Here is a 20,401-nt window from a genome sequence, read left to right as displayed (position 1 = left end):
ACTGGAATGACTCTCCTGAATCCTGGCCCCTTCAAGTGAACAACTCCTCTTTTATCGATCTCAGTCAGTTGCGCGTGGGTATGTTTGTTCATCTCGACGTGGGCTGGATGCGCCACCCGTTTCCTGTCAGCAGCTTTCGTATCGCTTCGCTCGATCAGATCGACACCTTGCGCGGCCTGGGCCTGGAGCGCGTGCGCTATGCGCCAGAAAAAAGCGCTCCACCACCTGAAGCAGAAGCAGAAAAACAGCCAGAACAAGAGGCCCAGGCAGAAACAAAAACAGACATTGCTGCTGCGCCGGAATCGGCCGCTCTGGCCAACGCATTCCCCGTAGCCTGGTCTTCGGCACCCCTGGAGATGCCACTAAAGCGCCGTCTGGCGGCGCAGCAGCGCTGCCTTATCAGTTCGGATCAGCGCTTCCTGTCGGCTGTGGATCAGTACCGCAGTTTGGCGCAGGTTGCGCGCAAGGATGTGGCCAGGGCACGCACTGTCAGCCAGGCGCTGGTGTCTGACTGTGTCGATGATTTGCAGTCCAACGGTGAGTCGGTGATTCGTCTGCTGTCTGAAGGCGTCGGCGAAGGCAATGCCATGCATCCCATCAATGTGATGGTGCTGTGCTTGCTGCTGGGCAAGGCGCAAGGCTTGACTGCACCGGAGTTGCAAGAGCTTGGATTGGCTGCTTTGTTGCACGACCTGGGCAAACTGCAGCTGCCGGCGCAGGTGGCGCAACCCTCTCCCTCCAGGGCCGGCGGCGAGCGGATCGGCTATGAAGACCACGTCGGTGCATCGGTCGCGCTGGCCCAAAGCATGGAGCTGTCCAGCACGGTACTGATCGCGATTGCACAGCACCATGAAATGGCCGACGGCAGTGGCTTTCCTCTAGGTTTGCTGGGTGAGGATCTGAGTCCTGCAGGACGTATTCTGGCCTTGGTGAACCACTACGATGGCTTGTGTAATCCAGTGAATCATGCCGATTCCTTGACGCCACACGAAGCGTTATCGGTGCTTTTTTCCCGGTTGAAAAAGCATTTCGATCCGGCCACACTGAATGCTTTTATTCGCATGATGGGTGTCTATCCGCCGGGATCGGTAGTGCAGTTGGTTAATGGCTTGTATGCGCTGGTGGTATCAGTCAATTCAGCGCGTCCGCTGCGCCCCAAAGTCATCGTGCACGATCCCGACGTGTCGCAAGCGAACGCACACTTGCTGGATCTGGAGAGCTTGCCCGAGTTGGGTATTCGGCGCAGCCTCAAACCCTCACAGCTGCCGCGCGCCGCGCTGGACTATTTATCGCCACGCCAGCGGATCTGCTATTTTTTCGAGCGTGCTGTAGAACTGCCGCGGCACGAGGGTTCTTTATGAATGCACCTGCACAAGACGTCGTATGGTGCGCCGCCTTTGACGCTCTGCAAGAAGCTGTCTGGGTGGTCGATGCGCACACTCGACGAATCCTTTTTGCCAATTTGAGCGCTGCACTCCTGGCCGATATACCGCGCACTGATTTTGTTGATATGCCGGTATTGCAGCTGGCCGTGACGCCAGAAGATCAGGTGTTCTGGAGCGATACCCCGGCCCTGTTGGCCCAGGGCATCCACTCTTTTTCCAGTGTGCTGCGCGCTGATGGCGTGCTGGTACCGGTCGAGCGCCGCGTGGCGCCTTTTGCTCTGCTTGATCCGGGTGCTGCGTTGCTGGTGACGATGCTGGACTGCAGCACCCAGCAGAGCACCGAGCGGGCACTTGAGTCGCTCCTGTCACAGTTGCGCGCGACGCTGGACTCTGCCGCCGACGGGATCTTGGTGTGTGGTCTGGATGGCAGTGTGCGCGCCTTCAATCAGCGTCTGGCGCATATCTGGGATATGCCGCAAGAACTGCTGGTGCAGCGCAACGATGCCGCCGTGCATGGTTTCATGGCCGCGGGCGTGGCCGACCAGACTCTCTATCTGGAGCGCCTCATGGCCCTTGCTGCGAGCCCTGAAGAGCACAGCCGCGATGTCATTGCGCTGCGCAGCGGGCAGATGCTGGAGCGCCGCAGCGTACCCCAATTGCACCATGGCAGCGTCATGGGGCGGGTGTATTCATTCCGCGACATTAGCCAAGAGGTGCAGGCGCAGGCGGGTTTGCGCCTAGCAGCCAAAGTCTTTGACTCCAGCCCTGATGCCATTTTTATTGCCGACTGCACCCACCGCCTGCTGAGTGTGAATCCGGCTGGCGAGGCCTTGTTGGCCCAGTCGGCGCAGGACTTGCTGGGTGCGGATGTCACAGCACTGTTTACCTCTGCCAACGGCACCCCTCTTTTCAGTCAGATCCAGACGGCCGGGCAGCACGATGGTCTATGGCAGGGCGACTTGGTGCTTTCGCGTGCTACTGGCCGCGCTTGCGCCGTGCATTTGTCGTGGGTCTGGCTGCGTGACGAGCAAGGCCAGGCCAGTCAAAGCATCGGCTTCATCCGCGACCTGACGGCACAAGAGGCGGCGCAAAAACGCATCAACGAATTGGCTTACAGCGATGTGCTGACCGGTTTGCCCAATCGCTTGCTGCTGTCGCAACGTGTGGAGGCAGTCATCCAGGCCACGTTGCCCGGTGTAGCCCAGTTTGCCGTGCTATTTCTGGATCTGGATCGCTTCAAGATCATCAACGATTCGCTTGGCCATGCTTTTGGTGACCGCGTTTTGCAATTGGTGGCGGCACGTTTGCAGTCTTGTCTGCGCCGGGTGGATGTGCTGTGCCGTCTGGGCGGTGATGAATTTGTGGTGTATCTGCATAGCGCCAATGTCGACGCGAGCGAGATGGTGGCGCAGCGCATCCTGGAGGAGATGCGCCGCCCCTTCACGTTGGACGGGATTGGTTTTTCCATTCAGTGCAGCATGGGCATCGCCCTGTGTCCACAAGATGGGATCACGCTCGATGAGCTGATCAAGCAGGCTGACACAGCGATGTACCGGATCAAGGAGCAGGGGCGTGGAAACTATGGTTTCTACCACCCGCAAATGAACGCCAACCTGCTGTCCCGGATGCGGCTGGAGCACGCCATGCGCCATGCGCTGGAGCACCAGTGCATGACAGTGCACTACCAGCCGCAGTTAAGCCTGTCGAGCGGTGTCATCCTGGGTGCAGAAGCCTTGCTGCGTTGGACGGATCCTGAACTGGGGACCATCTCGCCAGGTGTCTTCATCCCCCTGGCCGAAGAAACCGGCTACATCATCACGCTCGGAGCGTGGGTGCTGGAACAGGCCGTGCAGCAGGCGGCACGTTGGCAGCAGGCGGGCACAGCACTGGTGATGGCGGTGAATGTGTCGGCGCTGGAGTTTTGCCAGCCTGATTTTGTCGAGCGCTTGACGCAGCTGTTGGCCACGTATCAATTGCCACCTGAGCTGCTGGAACTGGAACTGACCGAATCGATTTTGCTGCAAGGCGCGCAAGAGGCGGCTGAGCGCCTCGCTACCGTGGCGGCATTGGGTGTGGCCTTGGCCATTGATGATTTTGGTACCGGTTATTCCAGTCTGGCCTACCTGAAAAAATTACCCATCCGCAAATTGAAGGTGGACCAGTCGTTTGTGCGCGGTTTGCCAGAGGACGAAGGCGACTTGGCCATCGTCAGTGCCATCGTGCACATGGGACATGCACTGCGCATGGAAGTAGTGGCCGAAGGGGTGGAAACGCTTGCCCAGTGTGCTGTGTTGCAGCAGTTGCAGTGTGATCATTACCAGGGTTTCTTGTGCTCACCGGCCCTGGCGCCGGCCGCTTTTGATGTGCTGTTGCGCCGTGTCAACACAGCATAGCCTGGGCTGCTTGATCAGCGGTGCGGTTGATCTTGTAGTAGGTGCTTACGTGCTCAGCCCCTTCCAGAGCATGTAGCCCGCCAGACTAAACAACAGGCTGGCAAAAACACGTTTCAGCAAACGCACGGGCAAGCGGTGCGCAGAGCGTGCGCCCAGCGGTGCCGTCAGCACGCTGCAGGAGGCAATGACCGCCAGCGCCGGTAGCCAGACATAGCCCCAAGACGCCGGTGGCAGGCCGGGCACCGATTGGCCCGCCGTGACATAGCCCAACACATTCGACAGCGCAATCGGAAAACCCAGTGCAGCGCTGGTGGCCACGGCGTTGCGGATAGGCACGTTGCACCAGGTCATGAACGGCACGCTGATAAAACCGCCACCGGCGCCGACCAGGCCCGAGACAAAGCCGATGGCACTGCCTGCGGCCACTTGCCCGCCGGTGCTGGGCATTTGTCGTGCGGCGGCAGGTTTGCGGTCCAGAAACATCTGCACCGCAGAGAAACTGACAAACAGGCCAAAAAAGATCGCCAGAAAAGCGCCCTTGAGCAGCGCAAACACGCCCAGACTGGCCACTATGCCGCCCAGCACAATGCCGGGCGCCAGGCTGCGCACCAAGTCCCAGCGCACAGCGCCGCGCTGGTGGTGGGCACGCACACTGGAGATGGAGGTGAATAGGATGGTGGCCATAGAGGTGGCAATGGCCATCTTCACTGCCAGATCGGGCGCCACCTGCTGCTGGCCCAGCAGGTAGGTCACGAAGGGCACCATCAGCATCCCGCCGCCAATGCCGAGCAAACCGGCCAAAAAACCCGTGGTAAGCCCCAGGGCAGCCAATTCAACGATCAACAGGGGACTGAGCATGGGAAAGAGCGAAGCCGAAAGCGCGCGAGGCTGAAAATGACACAGCGCGCCACTAGGACGCGCTGTAAAAAAGGTGTCTGCGAATGCCACCGAACCGGCATCCTGAACCGGGGGTTCAGGTGGGCAAGGGCAGCCCTGCGTTGGGTTCATCTGACGCGAGATGATCACGCTCGCTGGGCAATATACCAAGCCCGGGCTCAATGAGCATTGGTTCAAGGAAATATAAAGCCCGGCAGCCTCGCAGACGTCCCCATTGTAGGGTCTGGCAAGCAGCCCACAGAGCAAAACAGGGCAATGACATGGGTACTGCGAGCCGTAAGGTGCATGCCACCAAATCAGGTTACAAGAGTGGGTTTGGCGCCAGTGGATGTTTGCGCATGGTGTCCGCAAACAGCGCCGTTTCCAACCACTGCTGTAGCCAGCGCTGCAGATGGGGCCAGGGTTGTGCGTGCCACCAGGGTGGGTCGATGGCGGCGAACTGGCGCACGAAGGGAAAAATCGCCACATCGGCCAGCGCGGCCTGTGTGCCGCACAGATACGCCGAGTCGGCCAGCCGCGTCTCCAGTGTCAGCAGCCACTCGCTGGCATCGGCGCGCGCTTGGGCTGGGTCGTTCTCGGGGAGGCGCTGGGGATATTTGCAACGGTCCAGGGCTTGTTTGAACGCACCGTCGCACTGCGCCACCCAAGCCCACATGTCAGCGAGCGTGGCACCGGGCGGGCTGAGCCACTGCTGCGGATCGTGGCGCTGCAATGCCCAGCACATGATGTCCAGGCTTTGGTCGAGCACACGGCCCTCGGGCAACACCAGCACCGGCACCGTGCCCTTGGGCGACGCAGCCAGTAAGGCGGCGGGTTTGTCGCGCAGCAGCACTTCATGCAGCTGGTAAGGCTGTTGCGCCACGGCCAGCGCCAGCCGCGCGCGGATGGCATAAGGGCAGCGGCGAAACGAATACAGAATGGGCAAGACGCTCATGCCTTGCGGCTTTCGTGCGGGATGGTTTTATCGGGCGCGGCAGCCCGGTGCGTGCCGATATGTGCTTGGCCACGCTGCGCCGCCAGCGCCATCTGGCGCTCGCGCTCGCCCAGTGCGCGCTCCTGCTTCGGGCTGCGCGTGCCGTGGCAGAACGGGCAGCGCACGCCAGCGGCGTAGTGGGGCGACGCCAGTTCGGCCGCGCCCAGCGGCATACGGCAGGCGCGGCACAGCTGGTGCTGGCCCGACACGAGGCCATGGCCGACCGAGACGCGCTCGTCAAAGACGAAGCAGTCGCCCTGCCAGCGGCTGTCGCTCTCGGGCACGGTCTTCAGGTATTGGAGGATGCCGCCTTCGAGGTGGTAAACCTCTTCAAACCCCTGCGACTTCAGGTAGGCGGTCGATTTTTCGCAGCGGATGCCGCCAGTGCAGAACATGGCTATGCGCGGCTGGCCGGCCAGCGCGCCACCGGCTTGTGACTGTGCCGCCACCCACGCTGGAAATTCGGCAAAGCTGCGCGTATGCGGATTCAGGGCGCGGGCAAAGCTGCCAATGCCGACTTCGTAGTCGTTGCGCGTATCCACCACCACCACGGCTGGGTCGTCGATGAGGGCGTTCCAGTCTTGCGCTTTGACGTAAGTGCCGGCATTGCGCGCCGGGTTCAGCCCCGGTACGCCGAGCGTGACGATTTCGCGTTTGAGGCGCACACGCATCCGGTAAAACGGCTGGCGCTCGCCCCTCGCTTCCTGGTGCTGCAGGCCGGCCAGGCGCGCATCGCTGCGCAACCAGGTCAGCACGGCGTGCACGCCGTCGGGCGGGCCGGCAATGGTGCCGTTGATGCCTTCGGGTGCCAACAGCAGCAGGCCGCGCACGTGGTGCGCATCGCAGCAGGCCTGCAGCGGCGCCTGTAGCTGGGCGCAGTCGGGCAGATCGACGAATTGGTAGAGGGCAGCGGTCAGATAGGCGGACATGGCCCGGCATGGTAGCCGTTCGCCTGGGCTGCTGCAGCCGGCGCTGGCGGCAGCCATCGTACTTTTACTGCTATTTTATAAATAGCTATCAGCGCTTGCTACATCAGCGTTTGAGGCCTTTTTTACCTGAAATGCTGTGCTCGCCGGCTCAGAACCGCTTGACCAGCACCTGGCTGCGCCGATCCCAGTTGTATTTGCGCTTGCGCGCTTCGGGCAGCCAGTCGGGATCGACCTGCACGAAGCCGCGTTTGATGAACCAGTGCATGGTGCGCGTGGTCAGCACAAAGATGCTGTCCAGCCCCAGGTTGCGCGCGCGCTGCTCGATGCGTTTGAGCAGTTTTTCGCCATCGCCGGTGCTCTGGCTTTGCGGCGAGACGGTGACGGCGGCCATCTCCGCCGTGCGCGCCTCGGGGTACGGGTACAGCGCCGCACAGCCAAAAATCACGCCATCGTGTTCGATGATGGTGTAGTTGGCGACATCGCGCTCAATCTCGGTGCGGTCGCGTTTGACCAGCGTGCCGTCTTTCTCAAACGGCTCAATCAGCTGCAAGATGCCGGCCACATCGTCGGCGTTGGCTTCGCGCAGTTCTTCCAATTTTTCATCGACCACCATGGTGCCGATGCCGTCGTGGACATAAATTTCCAGCAACAGGGCGCCATCGACTGCAAACGGGATGATGTGGCTGCGCTCGACGCCGCCCTGGCAGGCCTTGACGCAGTGCTGTAAATAAAAACCGATATCGGTCGGGCGCTGGCTGGGCGGCACGCGCGCCAGCAACTGCCGGGCCTGGGCGAGGGGCAGTTCGGTGTCCAGCGGGTTGTCCTCGCCTTCGGGCTCCTCGGGGCGCACGCGCAGGCCAGCGATTTCCGACATGAAAATCAGCTTGTCGGCCTTGAGCGCCACCGACACCGAGGTGGCGACTTCTTCCATGTTCAGGTTAAAGGCCTCGCCGGTGGGCGAAAAGCCAAACGGCGATAGCAGTACCAGCGCGTCCATGTCCAGCGCGCGCTGGATGCCGGCCACGTCCACCTTGCGCACCACGCCCGAATGCTCAAAGTCGATGCCTTCGACGATGCCGACCGGACGCGCGGTGACGAAATTGCCCGAAATCACCCGCACCGTCGAGTCAGCCATTGGCGTATTGGGTAGCCCTTGGCTGAACGCCGCTTCAATCTCAAAGCGCAGCTGGCCGGCGGCCTCTTGCGCGCAATCAAGCGCCACCGAGTCGGTAATGCGGATGCCGTGCGCGTATTTGCCCTGGTGGCCTTTGGCCTGTAGCTGCTCATTGACCTGCGGCCGAAAGCCATGCACCAGCACAATTTTCACGCCCATGGCTTTGATCATCGCCAAGTCCTGGGCAATGCTGTGGAGCTTGCCAGCGGCAATCGCCTCTCCGGTCAGGCCGACGACAAAGGTCTGGTGGCGAAACTTGTGGATATACGGCGCCACCGAGCGAAACCAGGGCACGAAAGTGAAGTTGAAAACGGTGGACATGCGGGGCAGGGGTGTCAGGGAGATAACGGCAAGCTCAGTAGAAACCAGCAGAGGCTGGGATAATTCGCGATTCTCTACGAAGTCGCTACCTTGTCTGCTCCCGCACCCGCTTCCCCCCTGAAAATCACTTTCCCTGAATCCCTGCCCGTGTCCGCGCGGCGCGACGAGATCATGGCGGCGCTGCACAAGCACCAGGTCATCATCGTCTGCGGCGAAACCGGCTCGGGCAAGACCACGCAGCTGCCCAAAATTGCGCTGACGCTGGGCCGCGGCAAACTCAATGCCGCGCCGGGGCAGAAAGGCCAGCTGATCGGCCACACCCAACCGCGCCGAATAGCGGCAAGCTCGGTCGCCAAGCGCATTGCTGAAGAGCTGAACACGCCGCTGGGCGATGTGGTCGGCTACAAGGTGCGCTTTCAAGACCGCCTGAGCCAGGGTGCTTCGGTCAAGCTGATGACCGACGGCATCTTGCTGGCCGAGACGCAGACCGACCCGCTGCTCAAAGCCTACGACACCATCATCATTGACGAGGCGCACGAGCGCAGTCTGAACATTGATTTTCTGCTGGGCTATATCCGGCAAATCTTGCCGCGCCGGCCGGATTTGAAAGTCGTGGTCACGTCGGCGACGATTGACGCCGACCGCTTTGCCAAGCACTTTGCATCGTCCAAAGGGCCAGCGCCGATCATCCAAGTCTCGGGCCGCACCTTTCCGGTGGAGCAGCGCTGGCGGCCGTTTGAAGAAAGCCGTGATTACGGCCTGAACGACGCGATTGCCGATGGCGTCGATGAGCTGTGGCAAGGCAACGCGGGCGGCGATATTTTGGTGTTCTTGCCCGGCGAGCGCGAAATCCGCGAAGCCGCCGACCACCTGCGCAAACACTTGGCGCACCAGCCGGTGATGCGCAGCGCCCAAGTGCTGCCGCTGTTTGCCCGCCTGAGCCAAGCCGAGCAAGACCAGATTTTTGACAGCCACACGGGCCGGCGCATTATTTTGGCGACCAACGTCGCCGAGACTTCGCTGACGGTGCCGGGCATTCGCTACGTGATTGACGCCGGTACGGCGCGGGTCAAGCGCTACAGCTTGCGCAGCAAAGTTGAGCAATTGCTGGTCGAGCCGATCAGCCAAGCGGCGGCCAATCAGCGCGCTGGCCGCTGCGGGCGCGTGGCCAACGGCATCTGCATTCGGCTGTACGAAGAAAGCGACTTTCTTGGCCGCCCGCGCTTTACTGACCCGGAAATTTTGCGCAGCTCGCTGGCCGGCGTAATTTTGCGGATGAAGTCGCTGCACCTCGGTGTGGTCGAAGACTTTCCGTTTATCGACGCGCCGTCCAGCCGCGCCATTGCCGACGGCTACCAGCTGCTCAATGAATTGGGCGCGGTGGACGACAAAAACGAGCTGACGGCGATGGGGCGCGAGCTGGCCAAATTGCCGCTCGACCCGCGCGTGGGCCGGATGATTTTGGAAGCGCGTACGCGCGGTGCACTCAGCGAGGTGCTGGTGATTGCCAGCGCCTTGAGCCTGCAAGACGTGCGCGACCGCCCGATGGACGCGCAGCAGCAGGCCGACCAGCAGCACGCCAAGTTTGACGACGACAAGAGCGAGTTCAGCGGCTACCTGACGCTGTGGAACTGGCTGCAACAGGCGCGCGGCGGCGTCATGCCGACATTAGCCTCATCGCGCGTGCAGCAACAGCAGGTGGCGCGGACTAAGGGCGTGGCGGCGCGGCAGGCGTTTTTGCCGGTGTCGCAGCGGCTGGTGGCGGCGGCTCCGGTGTCTTTGCCGATAGCTGCGCCAGCGCCAGCCGCAGTCATCGGGCTGGACGGCGCTGCTACCCACAAACTCAGCAACCGCCAATACGAGCAACTGCTGCGCCAAAACTTCATCAACGTGCGCCGCGTGCGCGAGTGGCGCGACGTCCACAGCCAGCTAATGACCGTGGTGCGCGAGCACAAATGGGAGCTGAATCCGCAGCCCGCCAGCTACGAAGAGCTGCATAAATCCATGCTGTCGGGCCTGCTGGGCAACATCGGTTTCAAGCCGGAAGACGCGGCTGCGGCTAACCCGAATGCCTCGGACTACGTCGGCGCGCGCGGCATCAAGTTTCACCGCCACCCCGGTGCACACCTGCGCAAAAAGCCAGGGCGCTGGATTGTCTGCGCCGAGCTGGTCGAAACCACGCGCCTGTTTGGTCGGGGCATTGCCAATATCGAACCCCAGTGGCTGGAAGAGGTCGGCGCGCACCTACTGAGAAAGCAACTGCTCGACCCGCACTGGGAGAAAAAAGCCGCCGAAGTCGTCGCCCTAGAGCGCGCCACGCTGTACGGCTTGGTGGTTTACAGCGGCCGGCGCGTCGGCTTTGACAAGGTCGATCCGCACGCCGCGCGCGAGATGTTTATCCGCCAAGCGCTGGTCGGCGGCGACCTGCTGCCCGAGATGCACAAGCGCCTGCCGTTCTTGGCAGCCAATGAAAAGCTGATCGCCAAGGTCGAATCGCTGGAGCACAAATCGCGCCGCCAAGACGTGTTAGTCGATGAGGAGCTGATTTACGCCTTCTACGACCAACAAGTGCCGCAAGAGCTGTGCAATGGCCGCAGCTTTGAAAACTGGTACCGCACTGAAGTGAAAGCGCGGCCTGAGTTGTTGAAGCTGACCCGCGACGAGCTGATGCGCCACGAGGCGGCGGGTATCACCACCAGCGCCTTCCCGCGCACCGTGCGCCTCGGCGGCGTTGATTGCCAAGCGAGCTATCTGCACGAACCGGGCGACGCGCGCGATGGCATCACCGTCACCATCCCGCTGTTTGTGCTGAACCAAGTCCACGACGAGCAATGCGAATGGCTGGTGCCGGGGATGCTCAAAGACAAAATCCAAGCGCTGCTGAAAAGCCTGCCGCAGCGCCCGCGCAGCCGCTTTGTGCCGCTGCCAGAATCAGCGGCGCGGCTGGCAGAGTTGCTGGGCACGCCCGACCGCATCGGCCGCATCGGCCTGATGGACGCGCTGCTGAAACAAGCGCGCGATGAAACTTCGCTAGACATCAAGCGCGCTGATTTCAAGCTGGACATGGTGGCGGCGCACCTGTTCATGAACTTTCGCATCGTCGATGAGCATGGCCGCCAGCTCGGCCAAGGGCGCAATCTGGGCGCACTCAAAGCCGAATGGGGTGCCAAGGCACGCGGTGCGTTTCAGGCGCTGGCTTCATTAAAGATAGCTGGTAGCGCTGGTAAACAAAGCGATTCAGACATAAAAGAGGCTGAAAATGAGCAAAAGCGTGCGCTAGCAGCTCCTAAAAAAGAAGCGCATAAAACGGAAGATAAAGCCGCAGCTACTTCAAACGCCTTTCCCGCTGACCAGCGCTACACCGCGTGGACGTTTGGCGAGCTGCCCGAGCTGATGGAAATTGGCAAAGGCAGCCAGACGGTCATCGGCTTTCCGGCGCTGATGGACATGGGCGATGCCGTCAGCATCCAAGTGTTTGATGAGCCGGCCGTGGCGGCGGCCAAACACCGCGCCGGCCTGCGCCGCCTGTGCGCGCTGCACATCAAAGACGCGCTGAAGTATCTAGAAAAAAACATCCCCGACCTGCAAAAAATGGCCGTGGCCTATATGCCGCTGGGCACGCAGGAAGAGCTGCGCGGCCAGATTTTGGACGTGGCGATGAACCGCGCTTTCCTGCTCGACCCACTGCCGACCAACGCCGCCGATTTTGAACGCCGCGTGCAAGAAGGCCGTGGCCGCCTGACGCTGATCGCCAACGAAGTGGCGCGCTTGGCGGCGACCATCTTGCTGGAATACGCCGTGGCCGTGCGCAAAATCAAAGACACCAAAGGCGCGCCCGAGGCCACCGCAGACGCGCTGGCGCAGTTGCAGCGCTTGGTGCCGAAAAACTTTCTGACTGCCGCGCCGTGGCCGCAACTGGCGCACTTTGCCCGCTACCTCAAAGCCATTACCGCGCGCCTCGACAAAGTCCGCGCCGACCCGGCCCGCGACGCTGCCAAGCTGGCCGAACTGCGCCCGCAAGAGCAGCGCTATTGGCGTTTGGTGGCAGAGCGCAAGGGCCAAGTCGATGCGCGGATGCAGGAGCTGCGCTGGCTGCTAGAAGAACTGCGCGTCAGCTTCTTCGCCCAAGAACTGCGTACGCCCCAGCCAGTCAGCATCAAACGCCTGGACAAGCTGTGGGGGCAGATCAATAGCTGATGTGGTTTATGCATGTTTTAGGCCTCTAGGCTTTTAACTACGTGCGCTATTAGCTATTAAATTTGATTATTTTTAGCGATTTATGACTTCCACCGAAACCATCGCGCCAGCAGGAATGAAACTGTTCTTTGCCCACTCCACGGCGACTGCGGATCGCAGCGACTGGCAAACGCTATCAGCGCATTTGCACAATGTGGGTTACGAGGCTGGGCAATTTGCGGCCTTCTTTGGCGCGCAAGCGCTGGCTACGGTGGCCGGGCATCTTCACGATGTGGGTAAATACACTGTGCCTTTTCAAGCGCGTTTGTGCGGCTCGCTCGAACGTGTCGATCATTCGGCTTGGGGTGCGTGCATTGCACAGCAGCGGTTTGGGCCCATCGGCTATTTGCTGGCCTACGGCATTGCAGGTCACCATGCGGGGCTGGCCAATGGGCGGGGCGAAGGCGCGCGCACTGCGCTGGACGAGCGGCTGGTTGCCAAGCTGCCAGAGCTGGATAAGGCATGGGAAGCGGACATCACTCTGCCCGCGAAAATCGACTTTCCAGAGGGTTTCAAGTTTTACGGCAAAAATCGCGCACAAGCCAAAGAGCGTTACCCGTTTCAGCTGGCTTTTCTCACCCGCATGATTTTTTCGAGTCTGGTGGATGCTGATTTTTTAGATACAGAGCGCTTCTATAAAGCCGCCGAAAAGAGTCCCAACCATCGCAATGCGGGTGCTGCGCCACCTTCTTTGGTCCTGCTGCGTGAGCAGCTCGACGTGTACCTCGGTGGCTTCAAGGCAGACAGTAGCGTCAATCGTCTGCGCGCTGACGTCTTACGCCATGTGCGCAGCCAGGCAGAGCACGCGCCCGGTCTGTTTGCGCTGACGGTGCCCACGGGCGGCGGCAAAACCTTGGCATCACTCGCTTTTGCCCTCGATCACGCCATTCGCCACGGACTGCGGCGCGTGATTTTTGTGATTCCGTTCACCAGCATCGTTGAGCAAAACGCAGAAGTGTTCCGTCGTGCATTGGGGCCTTTTGGTAAGGAAGCCGTGTTGGAACACCACAGCGCCTTTATCGAGTCCTCCCCACCACGCAACGATCCAGAAAAATACCAATCAGCACAGAAGCTGCGGCTGGCCATGGAAAACTGGGATGCGCCCATCGTCGTCACCACAGCGGTGCAGTTTTTTGAAAGCCTGTTTGCCGCCAAGCCCTCGCAGTGCCGCAAGCTGCACAACATTGCCGCCAGCGTGGTGGTCCTCGACGAAGCGCAAACCATGCCGCTCAAATTGCTGCGTCCCTGCGTGGCCACTATCGACGAGCTGGCACGCAATTACCGCACTAGCGTGGTGCTGTGTACGGCCACACAGCCAGCGCTGGAAGCGCCCGCATTTGAAGGTGGCCTGACTGGCGTGCATGAACTGGCACCCGATCCGATCCAGTTATTTCAGCAGCTTGACCGGGTGCGCGTGCGCCATGTAGGCACTTGGAACGATGAAACCCTGACGGCCGAGATGCGTTCACGCGAGCAGGTGCTGTGCATCGTCAACAACCGCCGCCATGCCCGTGCGGTGTACCAATCTATGGCCGACCTGCCGGGGGCGCGCCACCTCACCACATTGATGTGCGCGAAACACCGCAGCGCAGTGCTGGCTGAGGTGCGGCAGATGCTTAACAACGGAGCGCCTTGCCGCTTGGTCAGTACCAGCTTGATTGAAGCCGGGGTGGACGTGGACTTCCCCACCGTACTGCGCGCAGAAGCCGGTCTGGATTCCATTGCGCAAGCCGCTGGCCGCTGCAACCGCGAAGGCCGTCGAAGCACTGCCCTGAGCGAGGTGCTGGTGTTCGCCACAGAAAACGAGGATTGGGCACCGCCGCCCGAACTTGTCCAATATGCACAGGCAGCGCGTGAAGTGCTGCGCCAATTTGAGGGTGATCCGCTGTCGCCCGAAGCCATTCGCCGCTACTTTGCCTTGTTGTATTGGCAAAAGGGCAGTCAGCAACTAGACAAACACAACCTCCTGGGCCTGCTCAAGGCCAGCCAGCCGGACAGTCTGCCGATGGAGACTTTGGCCACCCAATTTCGCATGATTGACAACGTGCAAATGCCAGTCATCGTGCCGTATGACGACTGCGCCCGAGAAGCGCTAAAAGACTTGGAGTTTGCCGAAGGCAGTGTGGGTTTGGCACGCAAGCTGCAACCCTATTTGGTGCAATTGCCACGGCAGGGTTTTGATGCGCTTTACAAGGCTGGGGCTGTCATTCCTGTAGCACCCAAAAAGTGGGGAGAGCAGTTCATGGTGTTAGCACACGAAGGGCTCTATAACGAACGATTTGGTCTGAGTTGGGACAATCCGGCGCTCATTCGCTCTGAAGACCTCAATTGGTAAGCATTCTGTAGGGTTACTCGAAGACTATCTGCAAAGACAGCAAGGAGTAAGTATGGGATACGGAGTGAAACTACTGGTCTGGGGCGAGCGCGCTTGCTTCACCCGGCCCGAGATGAAAGTGGAGCGCGTCTCCTACGACGTCATCACCCCGTCCGCTGCGCGCGGCATTCTGGATGCCATTCATTGGAAGCCAGCCATCCGCTGGAACATCGACCGCATCCATGTCTTAAAGCCCATCCGCTTTGAATCCATCCGGCGCAATGAGGTGGGCGGAAAAGTCTCTCCCGCCAGCGTGACCAAGGCGATGAAGGCCGGATCAACCGCCGGGCTGGCGAACTATGTGGATGAAGACCGCCAGCAACGCGCCGCCACCATCCTGCGCGATGTGGCCTATGTGATTGAAGCGCATTTTGAACTCACGCCCAAGGCCGGAGCGGATGACTCCATTGGCAAGCACCTCGACATCTTCAACCGCCGTGCGCGCAAGGGGCAGTGCTTTCAGATGCCGTGCATGGGTGTGCGTGAATTTCCAGCCAATTTTCAGTTACTGGAAGACGGTGCAGCACTCCCTGACAAACATGAAAGCCTGCTGCCTGAGCGTGACTTGGGCTGGATGCTGCACGACATCGACTTTGACCGGAGCATGACGCCGCGCTTCTTCCGCGCGCAAATGTCAGGCGGCGTGATTGAGGTGCCGCCTTGGCACAGCGAGGAGATCAAAGCATGATCCTCCAAGCCCTCAACAGCTATTACCAGCGCCTATTGGCGCGCGGCGAAGAAGGGCTGGCACCCTTTGGCTACAGCCCCGAAAAAATCAGCTACGAAATCCTGCTGACACCCGACGGGCGCGTGGTTGATGTAAACGATGTCCGCGACACATCGGGCAAGAAGCCTCTGCCGCGCATGATGAATGTGCCGCAGCCTGAAAAACGCACAGTAGGTATCAAATCCAACTTCCTTTGGGACAAAACCAGCTACGTACTTGGCGTCAGCGCTAGCAATACACGCTCTGAAAAAGAGCATGAAGCATTCAAAGTGCTCCACCAAGAGCACTTGGCAGGTACAGAAGACCCAGGATTGAAAGCACTAATTTTTTTTCTAGCAGCATGGACACCAGAGCGCTTTTCCAGTGCGCCGTTCAAAGAAGAAATGCTGGATGCAAACGTCGTTTTTCGACTCGATGGAGAAAACAGCTACTTGCATGAGCGTCCAGCGGCACAGACGGTTCGAGCAACACTGCTTGCTGCGCAAGAGGAGGGAGCGCTGACCGGTATATGTTTGGTTACTGGAGAGCAATCTACGTTGGCTCGTTTACACGCATCTATCAAAGGTGTGACTGGATCACAAGCCAATGGAGCATCCATCGCTTCATTCAACGACGATGCTTACCTTTCTTATTTTGGCGCGCTGAGAAAGGCCTCATCAGCAAAAAAAGAAAACAACACTGGGGCAAATGCTCCTGTTTCGATACAAGCCACCTTTGCCTATACCACCGTGCTCAACTACCTGCTGCGGCGCAGCGAGCACAACCGCCAGCGCATCCAGATCGGTGACACCAGCGTGGTGTTCTGGGCCGATACGGCCAATGCAGCGGCGGCAGAGCAAGCAGAGTTCACTTTTTCCAGTCTGATCAACACCGGGCCTGATGACCTGCAAGAGGCAGCCCGTGTACACGTCGTTTTAGAAAAAATTTCTAAGGGCAGGCCGTTGCACGAAATTGATCCTCGGCTGCATGAAGACACGCGCATGTATGTCTTGGGACTGGCGCCCAATGCGTCGCGCATTTCCATCCGCTTTTGGCAAGAAGGCACGCTGGGCGAGTTTGCCCGCCGCCTTGCCGAGCACGCCAACGACTTGCACCTCGAACCGGTGCCTTGGAAAACACCCCCAACAGCGCGCCGCTTGGTACTGGCCACAGTGCCGCACCGGGAGGGCTCCATGCCAAAAATGGACGATGCCTTCAACAACTTAGTGGGCGAATTCATGCGCGCCATCCTGAGCGGCGGTCTATATCCGCGCAGCCTGTTGGCCAACACCATCATGCGTATCCGCACAGACGGCAATTTGTCTGGGCTGCGCGCAGCGCTGTGCAAGGGCATCTTGGCGCGTGAGCAGCGCTTGGGCATTAATAACCAAAACGAGGAGGTACCGGTGAGTCTGAACAAGCAATCTACAAGTCCTGGCTATCGGCTGGGCCGTCTGTTTGCCGTGCTGGAGGCGGTGCAGCGCAGTGCGCTGGGCGGGCAGGTCAATGCCACGATTCGCGACCGTTATTACGGCGCTGCTTCGGCCACACCGGCCTCGGTCTTTCCGGTGCTGCTGCGCAATACGCAGAACCACATCGCCAAGCTGCGCAAAGACAAGCCGGGTCTGGCGGTCAATCTAGAAAAAGACATCCGTGAGATTGTTGAAGGCTTGACCGACAGTTTCCCGCGCAGCCTGCGCATTGAGGAGCAAGGTCGTTTTGCCATCGGCTACTACCACCAATCGCAAAGCCGATTTGTGAAAAGCGATGCGGCTGGTGCAGCCGAAACTGAAACTGAAATCGAAACCGATAACAACCCAGAGGGAGATCCCGCATGACCGCCATTGCCAACCGTTACGAATTCGTTTACCTCTTTGACGTCATCAATGGCAATCCCAATGGCGATCCCGATGCAGGTAACCTGCCGCGCCTCGATCCCGAGACCAACTGCGGACTGGTGACTGACGTCTGTCTGAAGCGCAAGATTCGCAATTTTGTCAGTCTGGATAAGGAAAATTCCCCAGGCTACGCGATCTATATGCAGGAAAAGGCCGTCCTCAATAACCAGCACCTCAAGGCATACGAGGCTATTTCGCTTAAGCCAGAAGAAAAAAAACTACCCAAGGAAGCAGAGAAAGCGCAGGCCATTACGCGTTGGATGTGTGACAATTTTTTTGATGTCCGCACCTTTGGTGCCGTGATGACCACAGGCGTAAACGCCGGTCAAGTGCGCGGCCCGATCCAGTTGGCATTTGCCACCTCTATTGACCCGGTGGTGCCGCTTGAAATCTCGATTACCCGCATGGCAGTAACCACCGTGAAAGAAGCCGAAGCACAAAGTGGCGACAACCGCACCATGGGTCGTAAGCACATCATTCCCTACGGCCTGTACCGCGCACACGGATTCATATCCGCCAAACTGGCTGAACGCACAGGTTTTTCTGACGCTGATTTGGCGTTGTTCTGGAATGCGCTGATCAATATGTTCGAGCACGACCGCTCGGCTGCACGCGGTGAAATGGCAGCGCGCAAACTGATCGTGTTCAAGCATGAAAGCGCTATGGGCAACGCGCCTGCGCATGTGCTATTTGATGCGGTGAAGATTGCGTCCGCTGACGCTAATTCAGACAGTGCGCCACGCCGCTTTACGGACTACCGCGTGGAAATCGACCGCGCCGCCATTCCGGCAGGTGTGTCGGTGCAAGAGTTAATCTAAAAATTCTGGCAAACACCACCACAAAGCAGGCCATGGAGACGGATGACTTTATTCCCTTGTCTGCTTTGCAGCACTACCTGTACTGTCCACGCCAATGCGCCCTGATCCACGTCGAGCAACTATGGGCAGAAAGCCGCCACACGGCAGAAGGTCGGGTGCTGCACGAGCGTGCAGACAAACCCCGTGGAGAGAGACGGCGCGGTGTGCGTACCAGCACAGCAATGCCTTTGACACACGCTGGATTGGGCATTACGGGTATCGCTGATGTGGTCGAGTTTCAGGAGGGGCCAGACGGTGAACAAGCCTTTCCAGTGGAATACAAGCGTGGACGTCCCAAGGCACACCGGGCAGATGAAGTGCAGCTGTGCGCCCAAGCCTTGTGTTTAGAGGCCATGTTGGGCCAATCGATTGCTGAAGGCGCTCTGTTCTATGGAGAAACGCGCCGCCGCATGTCTGTGGTTTTTGACGATGGTTTACGCCAACTTACCCGCGACACCATTGAATCCACGCGAACCATGCTGACATCGGGCACGACCCCGTCGGCGCAGTACAGCGCCAAGCTGTGCGATGCCTGCTCGCTGATCGACCTGTGCCAGCCTAAGTTATTGGGCCGCAAAGGCAGCGTCAATGCTTGGCTGGCCCAGCAGCTCAAAGATGAAAACGAGGAGGGGATGCCATGCGCCGGCAATTGAACACGTTGTATGTCACCACCGAGGGCGCATGGCTGCACAAGGACGGTGCCAATATCGTGATGGAAGTAGACAAAGCAGTGCGCGCTCGGTTGCCCGTACACATGTTGGAGAGTCTGGTGTGTTTTGGCCGTGTCTTGGTGTCGCCGCCGCTATTGGGGTATTGCGCAGAGCAAGGCATCAGCACTTGTTTTCTCACGTCTAACGGCAAATTTCTGGCGCGTGTTGAAGGCCCCGTTTCAGGCAATGTGTTGCTGCGCCGCCAGCAGTACCGGTGCAGCGATGACGCAGTCCATTGCGCCGCCATCGTTCGCAATGTGTTGCTGGGCAAGCTGCATAACCAACGCGCGGTATTGGGTCGGGCATTGCGCGATCACGGCACCAAGTTGGCCACTGAAGATGAAGCCGCCCTGGCACATGCACACAAACGTATCGAACGTATTTCCGATAAGTTGATGGAGGAGCCCTCGATCGACGTGCTGCGCGGGTATGAGGGAGAGGCCGCCCAGTGCTACTTTGGTGTGTTTGACCACCTTATTCGCATCCCCGGCGAAGCACTGCGCTTTGCTGGCCGCAGCAGGCGCCCGCCACTTAACAGGGTCAATGCGCTGCTTTCTTTCCTCTATACGCTCGTCACGCACGATTGTCGTTCAGCGCTCGAAAGCGTGGGACTTGATCCGGCAGTGGGCTTTCTGCACCGTGACCGACCGGGAAGACCCAGCTTGGCATTGGACTTACTGGAAGAGTTTCGCCCTTTACTGGCCGACCGACTCGCGCTGTCATTGATCAACCTGCGTCAAATTGGTGAGCGTGATTTTCAGGTGATGGATAACGGCGCTGTGCTGCTGCGCGAAGAGTCGCGCAAGACGGTTCTCACTGCGTACCAAGAACGTAAACGTGAGGAATTGCGGCACGTCTTTTTGGAAGAGAAGGCACCGATTGGTCTTTTTCCTTTCATTCAATCCCAGTTGTTGGCACGTCATCTGCGCGGTGATTTGGATGCTTATCCACCTTTTTTGTGGAAGTGAGACCGTCGCCATGATGGTGCTCGTCAGCTATGACATTAGTACCCAAGATGGGTCTAGCGCCCGGCGGCTACGGCGCATTGCCAAGGCTTGCCTGAATTTTGGCCAGCGGGTGCAATTTTCAGTTTTTGAGATTGAGGTGGATGCGGCGCAGTGGGTCATGTTGAAGACACAGCTGGTTCAAATCATTGATCCTACGATGGACAGTTTGCGCTTTTACTATTTGGGTCGGCAATGGCAAAGTAAGGTGGAGCACGTGGGGGCAAAGCCAGTGTTGGACTTGAATGCACCATTGATCCTCTGAATTTTGCGAACTTCAAGCGACTGATGAAATCCATAATGGTTCGCAAATTTGTAACCTATTGAAGTTAAAAGATATTTTTTATATCTCACATCTTGCCAAGCAATGCAGATGCCATGCCACTGAGGTACGCAGAATGCAGCGAATTTGCCTTGTGATATCAGTGAGTTATAAAGACGAAGGTCGCGCCCCACACGGGCGCGTGGATTGAAACGGTATCGACTGCTGTGGTCAGAACCGCCTCGGCGGGGTCGCGCCCCACACGGGCGCGTGGATTGAAAC

General features: G+C 59.4%; 14 protein-coding genes. 10 read left to right on the top strand and 4 right to left on the bottom strand.

Annotation, left to right across the window (positions count from 1 at the left end; genetic code table 11):
• Positions 1–35: 35 nt before the first annotated feature.
• The gene (locus Q390_RS0115680; protein ID WP_027996914.1) at positions 36–1,361 is read left to right on the top strand and encodes a cyclic di-GMP phosphodiesterase; all 1,326 of its coding nucleotides are present in this window, start codon (positions 36–38) and stop codon (positions 1,359–1,361) included.
• Positions 1,358–3,778, top strand: coding sequence for a sensor domain-containing protein (locus Q390_RS0115675; RefSeq protein WP_027996913.1), 2,421 nt, complete (start codon positions 1,358–1,360; stop codon positions 3,776–3,778). The genes Q390_RS0115680 and Q390_RS0115675 overlap by 4 nt, the downstream gene beginning before the upstream one ends.
• Before the next feature lie 45 nt (positions 3,779–3,823).
• On the opposite strand, the gene Q390_RS0115670 is transcribed toward Q390_RS0115675, so the two are convergent.
• From Q390_RS0115670 to argA, 4 genes are all read right to left on the bottom strand, one after another.
• The gene (locus Q390_RS0115670; RefSeq protein ID WP_027996912.1) at positions 3,824–4,636 is read right to left on the bottom strand and encodes a sulfite exporter TauE/SafE family protein; all 813 of its coding nucleotides are present in this window, start codon (positions 4,634–4,636) and stop codon (positions 3,824–3,826) included.
• 340 nt (positions 4,637–4,976) lie between these two features.
• The gene (locus tag Q390_RS0115665) at positions 4,977–5,609 is read right to left on the bottom strand and encodes a glutathione S-transferase (protein WP_027996911.1); all 633 of its coding nucleotides are present in this window, start codon (positions 5,607–5,609) and stop codon (positions 4,977–4,979) included.
• Entirely contained in the window at positions 5,606–6,577 is a 972-nt protein-coding gene (gene trhO / locus Q390_RS0115660) for an oxygen-dependent tRNA uridine(34) hydroxylase TrhO (RefSeq protein ID WP_027996910.1), read from the bottom strand. Before trhO ends, Q390_RS0115665 begins: the two co-directional genes overlap by 4 nt.
• Positions 6,578–6,725: 148 nt before the next feature.
• Positions 6,726–8,072 (bottom strand): amino-acid N-acetyltransferase, encoded by a 1,347-nt coding sequence (argA, locus tag Q390_RS0115655; RefSeq protein WP_027996909.1) that lies wholly within the window; start codon positions 8,070–8,072, stop codon positions 6,726–6,728.
• 171 nt (positions 8,073–8,243) lie between these two features.
• Here argA and hrpA point away from each other — a divergent pair, with 171 nt between their 5' ends.
• From hrpA to cas2, 8 genes are all read left to right on the top strand, one after another.
• Entirely contained in the window at positions 8,244–12,269 is a 4,026-nt protein-coding gene (gene hrpA / locus Q390_RS0115650) for an ATP-dependent RNA helicase HrpA (RefSeq protein ID WP_245606943.1), read from the top strand.
• 82 nt (positions 12,270–12,351) lie between these two features.
• Positions 12,352–14,643 (top strand): CRISPR-associated helicase Cas3', encoded by a 2,292-nt coding sequence (gene cas3, locus Q390_RS0115645; protein ID WP_425423956.1) that lies wholly within the window; start codon positions 12,352–12,354, stop codon positions 14,641–14,643.
• A gap of 52 nt (positions 14,644–14,695) precedes the next feature.
• A complete protein-coding gene (gene cas5c / locus Q390_RS0115640; protein WP_027996906.1) occupies positions 14,696–15,370 on the top strand; it encodes a type I-C CRISPR-associated protein Cas5c in 675 nt (224 codons plus the stop codon).
• Positions 15,367–17,226, top strand: coding sequence for a type I-C CRISPR-associated protein Cas8c/Csd1 (gene cas8c / locus Q390_RS0115635; protein ID WP_027996905.1), 1,860 nt, complete (start codon positions 15,367–15,369; stop codon positions 17,224–17,226). Before cas5c ends, cas8c begins: the two co-directional genes overlap by 4 nt.
• On the top strand, positions 17,223–18,104 hold the full coding sequence (cas7c, locus tag Q390_RS0115630) for a type I-C CRISPR-associated protein Cas7/Csd2 (protein WP_027996904.1): 882 nt from the start codon (positions 17,223–17,225) through the stop codon (positions 18,102–18,104). The genes cas8c and cas7c overlap by 4 nt, the downstream gene beginning before the upstream one ends.
• Positions 18,105–18,136: 32 nt before the next feature.
• Entirely contained in the window at positions 18,137–18,796 is a 660-nt protein-coding gene (gene cas4 / locus Q390_RS0115625) for a CRISPR-associated protein Cas4 (RefSeq protein ID WP_027996903.1), read from the top strand.
• A complete protein-coding gene (cas1c, locus tag Q390_RS0115620) occupies positions 18,781–19,821 on the top strand; it encodes a type I-C CRISPR-associated endonuclease Cas1c (protein ID WP_027996902.1) in 1,041 nt (346 codons plus the stop codon). Before cas4 ends, cas1c begins: the two co-directional genes overlap by 16 nt.
• Before the next feature lie 10 nt (positions 19,822–19,831).
• A complete protein-coding gene (cas2, locus tag Q390_RS0115615; RefSeq protein ID WP_027996901.1) occupies positions 19,832–20,122 on the top strand; it encodes a CRISPR-associated endonuclease Cas2 in 291 nt (96 codons plus the stop codon).
• Positions 20,123–20,401 lie beyond the last annotated feature (279 nt).

The sequence above is a fragment of the Simplicispira psychrophila DSM 11588 genome (assembly GCF_000688255.1).
Taxonomy (GTDB): domain Bacteria; phylum Pseudomonadota; class Gammaproteobacteria; order Burkholderiales; family Burkholderiaceae_C; genus Simplicispira; species Simplicispira psychrophila.
This window is presented reverse-complemented; position numbering and strand designations above follow the sequence as displayed.

Excerpts from the sequence above, each read along its gene's own strand:
- Q390_RS0115675 (WP_027996913.1), top strand. The coding sequence starts at position 1,358 with ATGAATGCACCTGCACAAGACGTCGTATGGTGCGCCGCCTTTGACGCT.
- Q390_RS0115670 (WP_027996912.1), bottom strand. The coding sequence starts at position 4,636 with ATGCTCAGTCCCCTGTTGATCGTTGAATTGGCTGCCCTGGGGCTTACC.
- Q390_RS0115665 (WP_027996911.1), bottom strand. The coding sequence starts at position 5,609 with ATGAGCGTCTTGCCCATTCTGTATTCGTTTCGCCGCTGCCCTTATGCC.
- trhO (WP_027996910.1), bottom strand. The coding sequence starts at position 6,577 with ATGTCCGCCTATCTGACCGCTGCCCTCTACCAATTCGTCGATCTGCCC.
- argA (WP_027996909.1), bottom strand. The coding sequence starts at position 8,072 with ATGTCCACCGTTTTCAACTTCACTTTCGTGCCCTGGTTTCGCTCGGTG.
- hrpA (WP_245606943.1), top strand. The coding sequence starts at position 8,244 with ATGGCGGCGCTGCACAAGCACCAGGTCATCATCGTCTGCGGCGAAACC.
- cas3 (WP_425423956.1), top strand. The coding sequence starts at position 12,352 with ATGACTTCCACCGAAACCATCGCGCCAGCAGGAATGAAACTGTTCTTT.
- cas5c (WP_027996906.1), top strand. The coding sequence starts at position 14,696 with ATGGGATACGGAGTGAAACTACTGGTCTGGGGCGAGCGCGCTTGCTTC.
- cas8c (WP_027996905.1), top strand. The coding sequence starts at position 15,367 with ATGATCCTCCAAGCCCTCAACAGCTATTACCAGCGCCTATTGGCGCGC.
- cas7c (WP_027996904.1), top strand. The coding sequence starts at position 17,223 with ATGACCGCCATTGCCAACCGTTACGAATTCGTTTACCTCTTTGACGTC.
- cas4 (WP_027996903.1), top strand. The coding sequence starts at position 18,137 with ATGGAGACGGATGACTTTATTCCCTTGTCTGCTTTGCAGCACTACCTG.
- cas1c (WP_027996902.1), top strand. The coding sequence starts at position 18,781 with ATGCGCCGGCAATTGAACACGTTGTATGTCACCACCGAGGGCGCATGG.
- cas2 (WP_027996901.1), top strand. The coding sequence starts at position 19,832 with ATGATGGTGCTCGTCAGCTATGACATTAGTACCCAAGATGGGTCTAGC.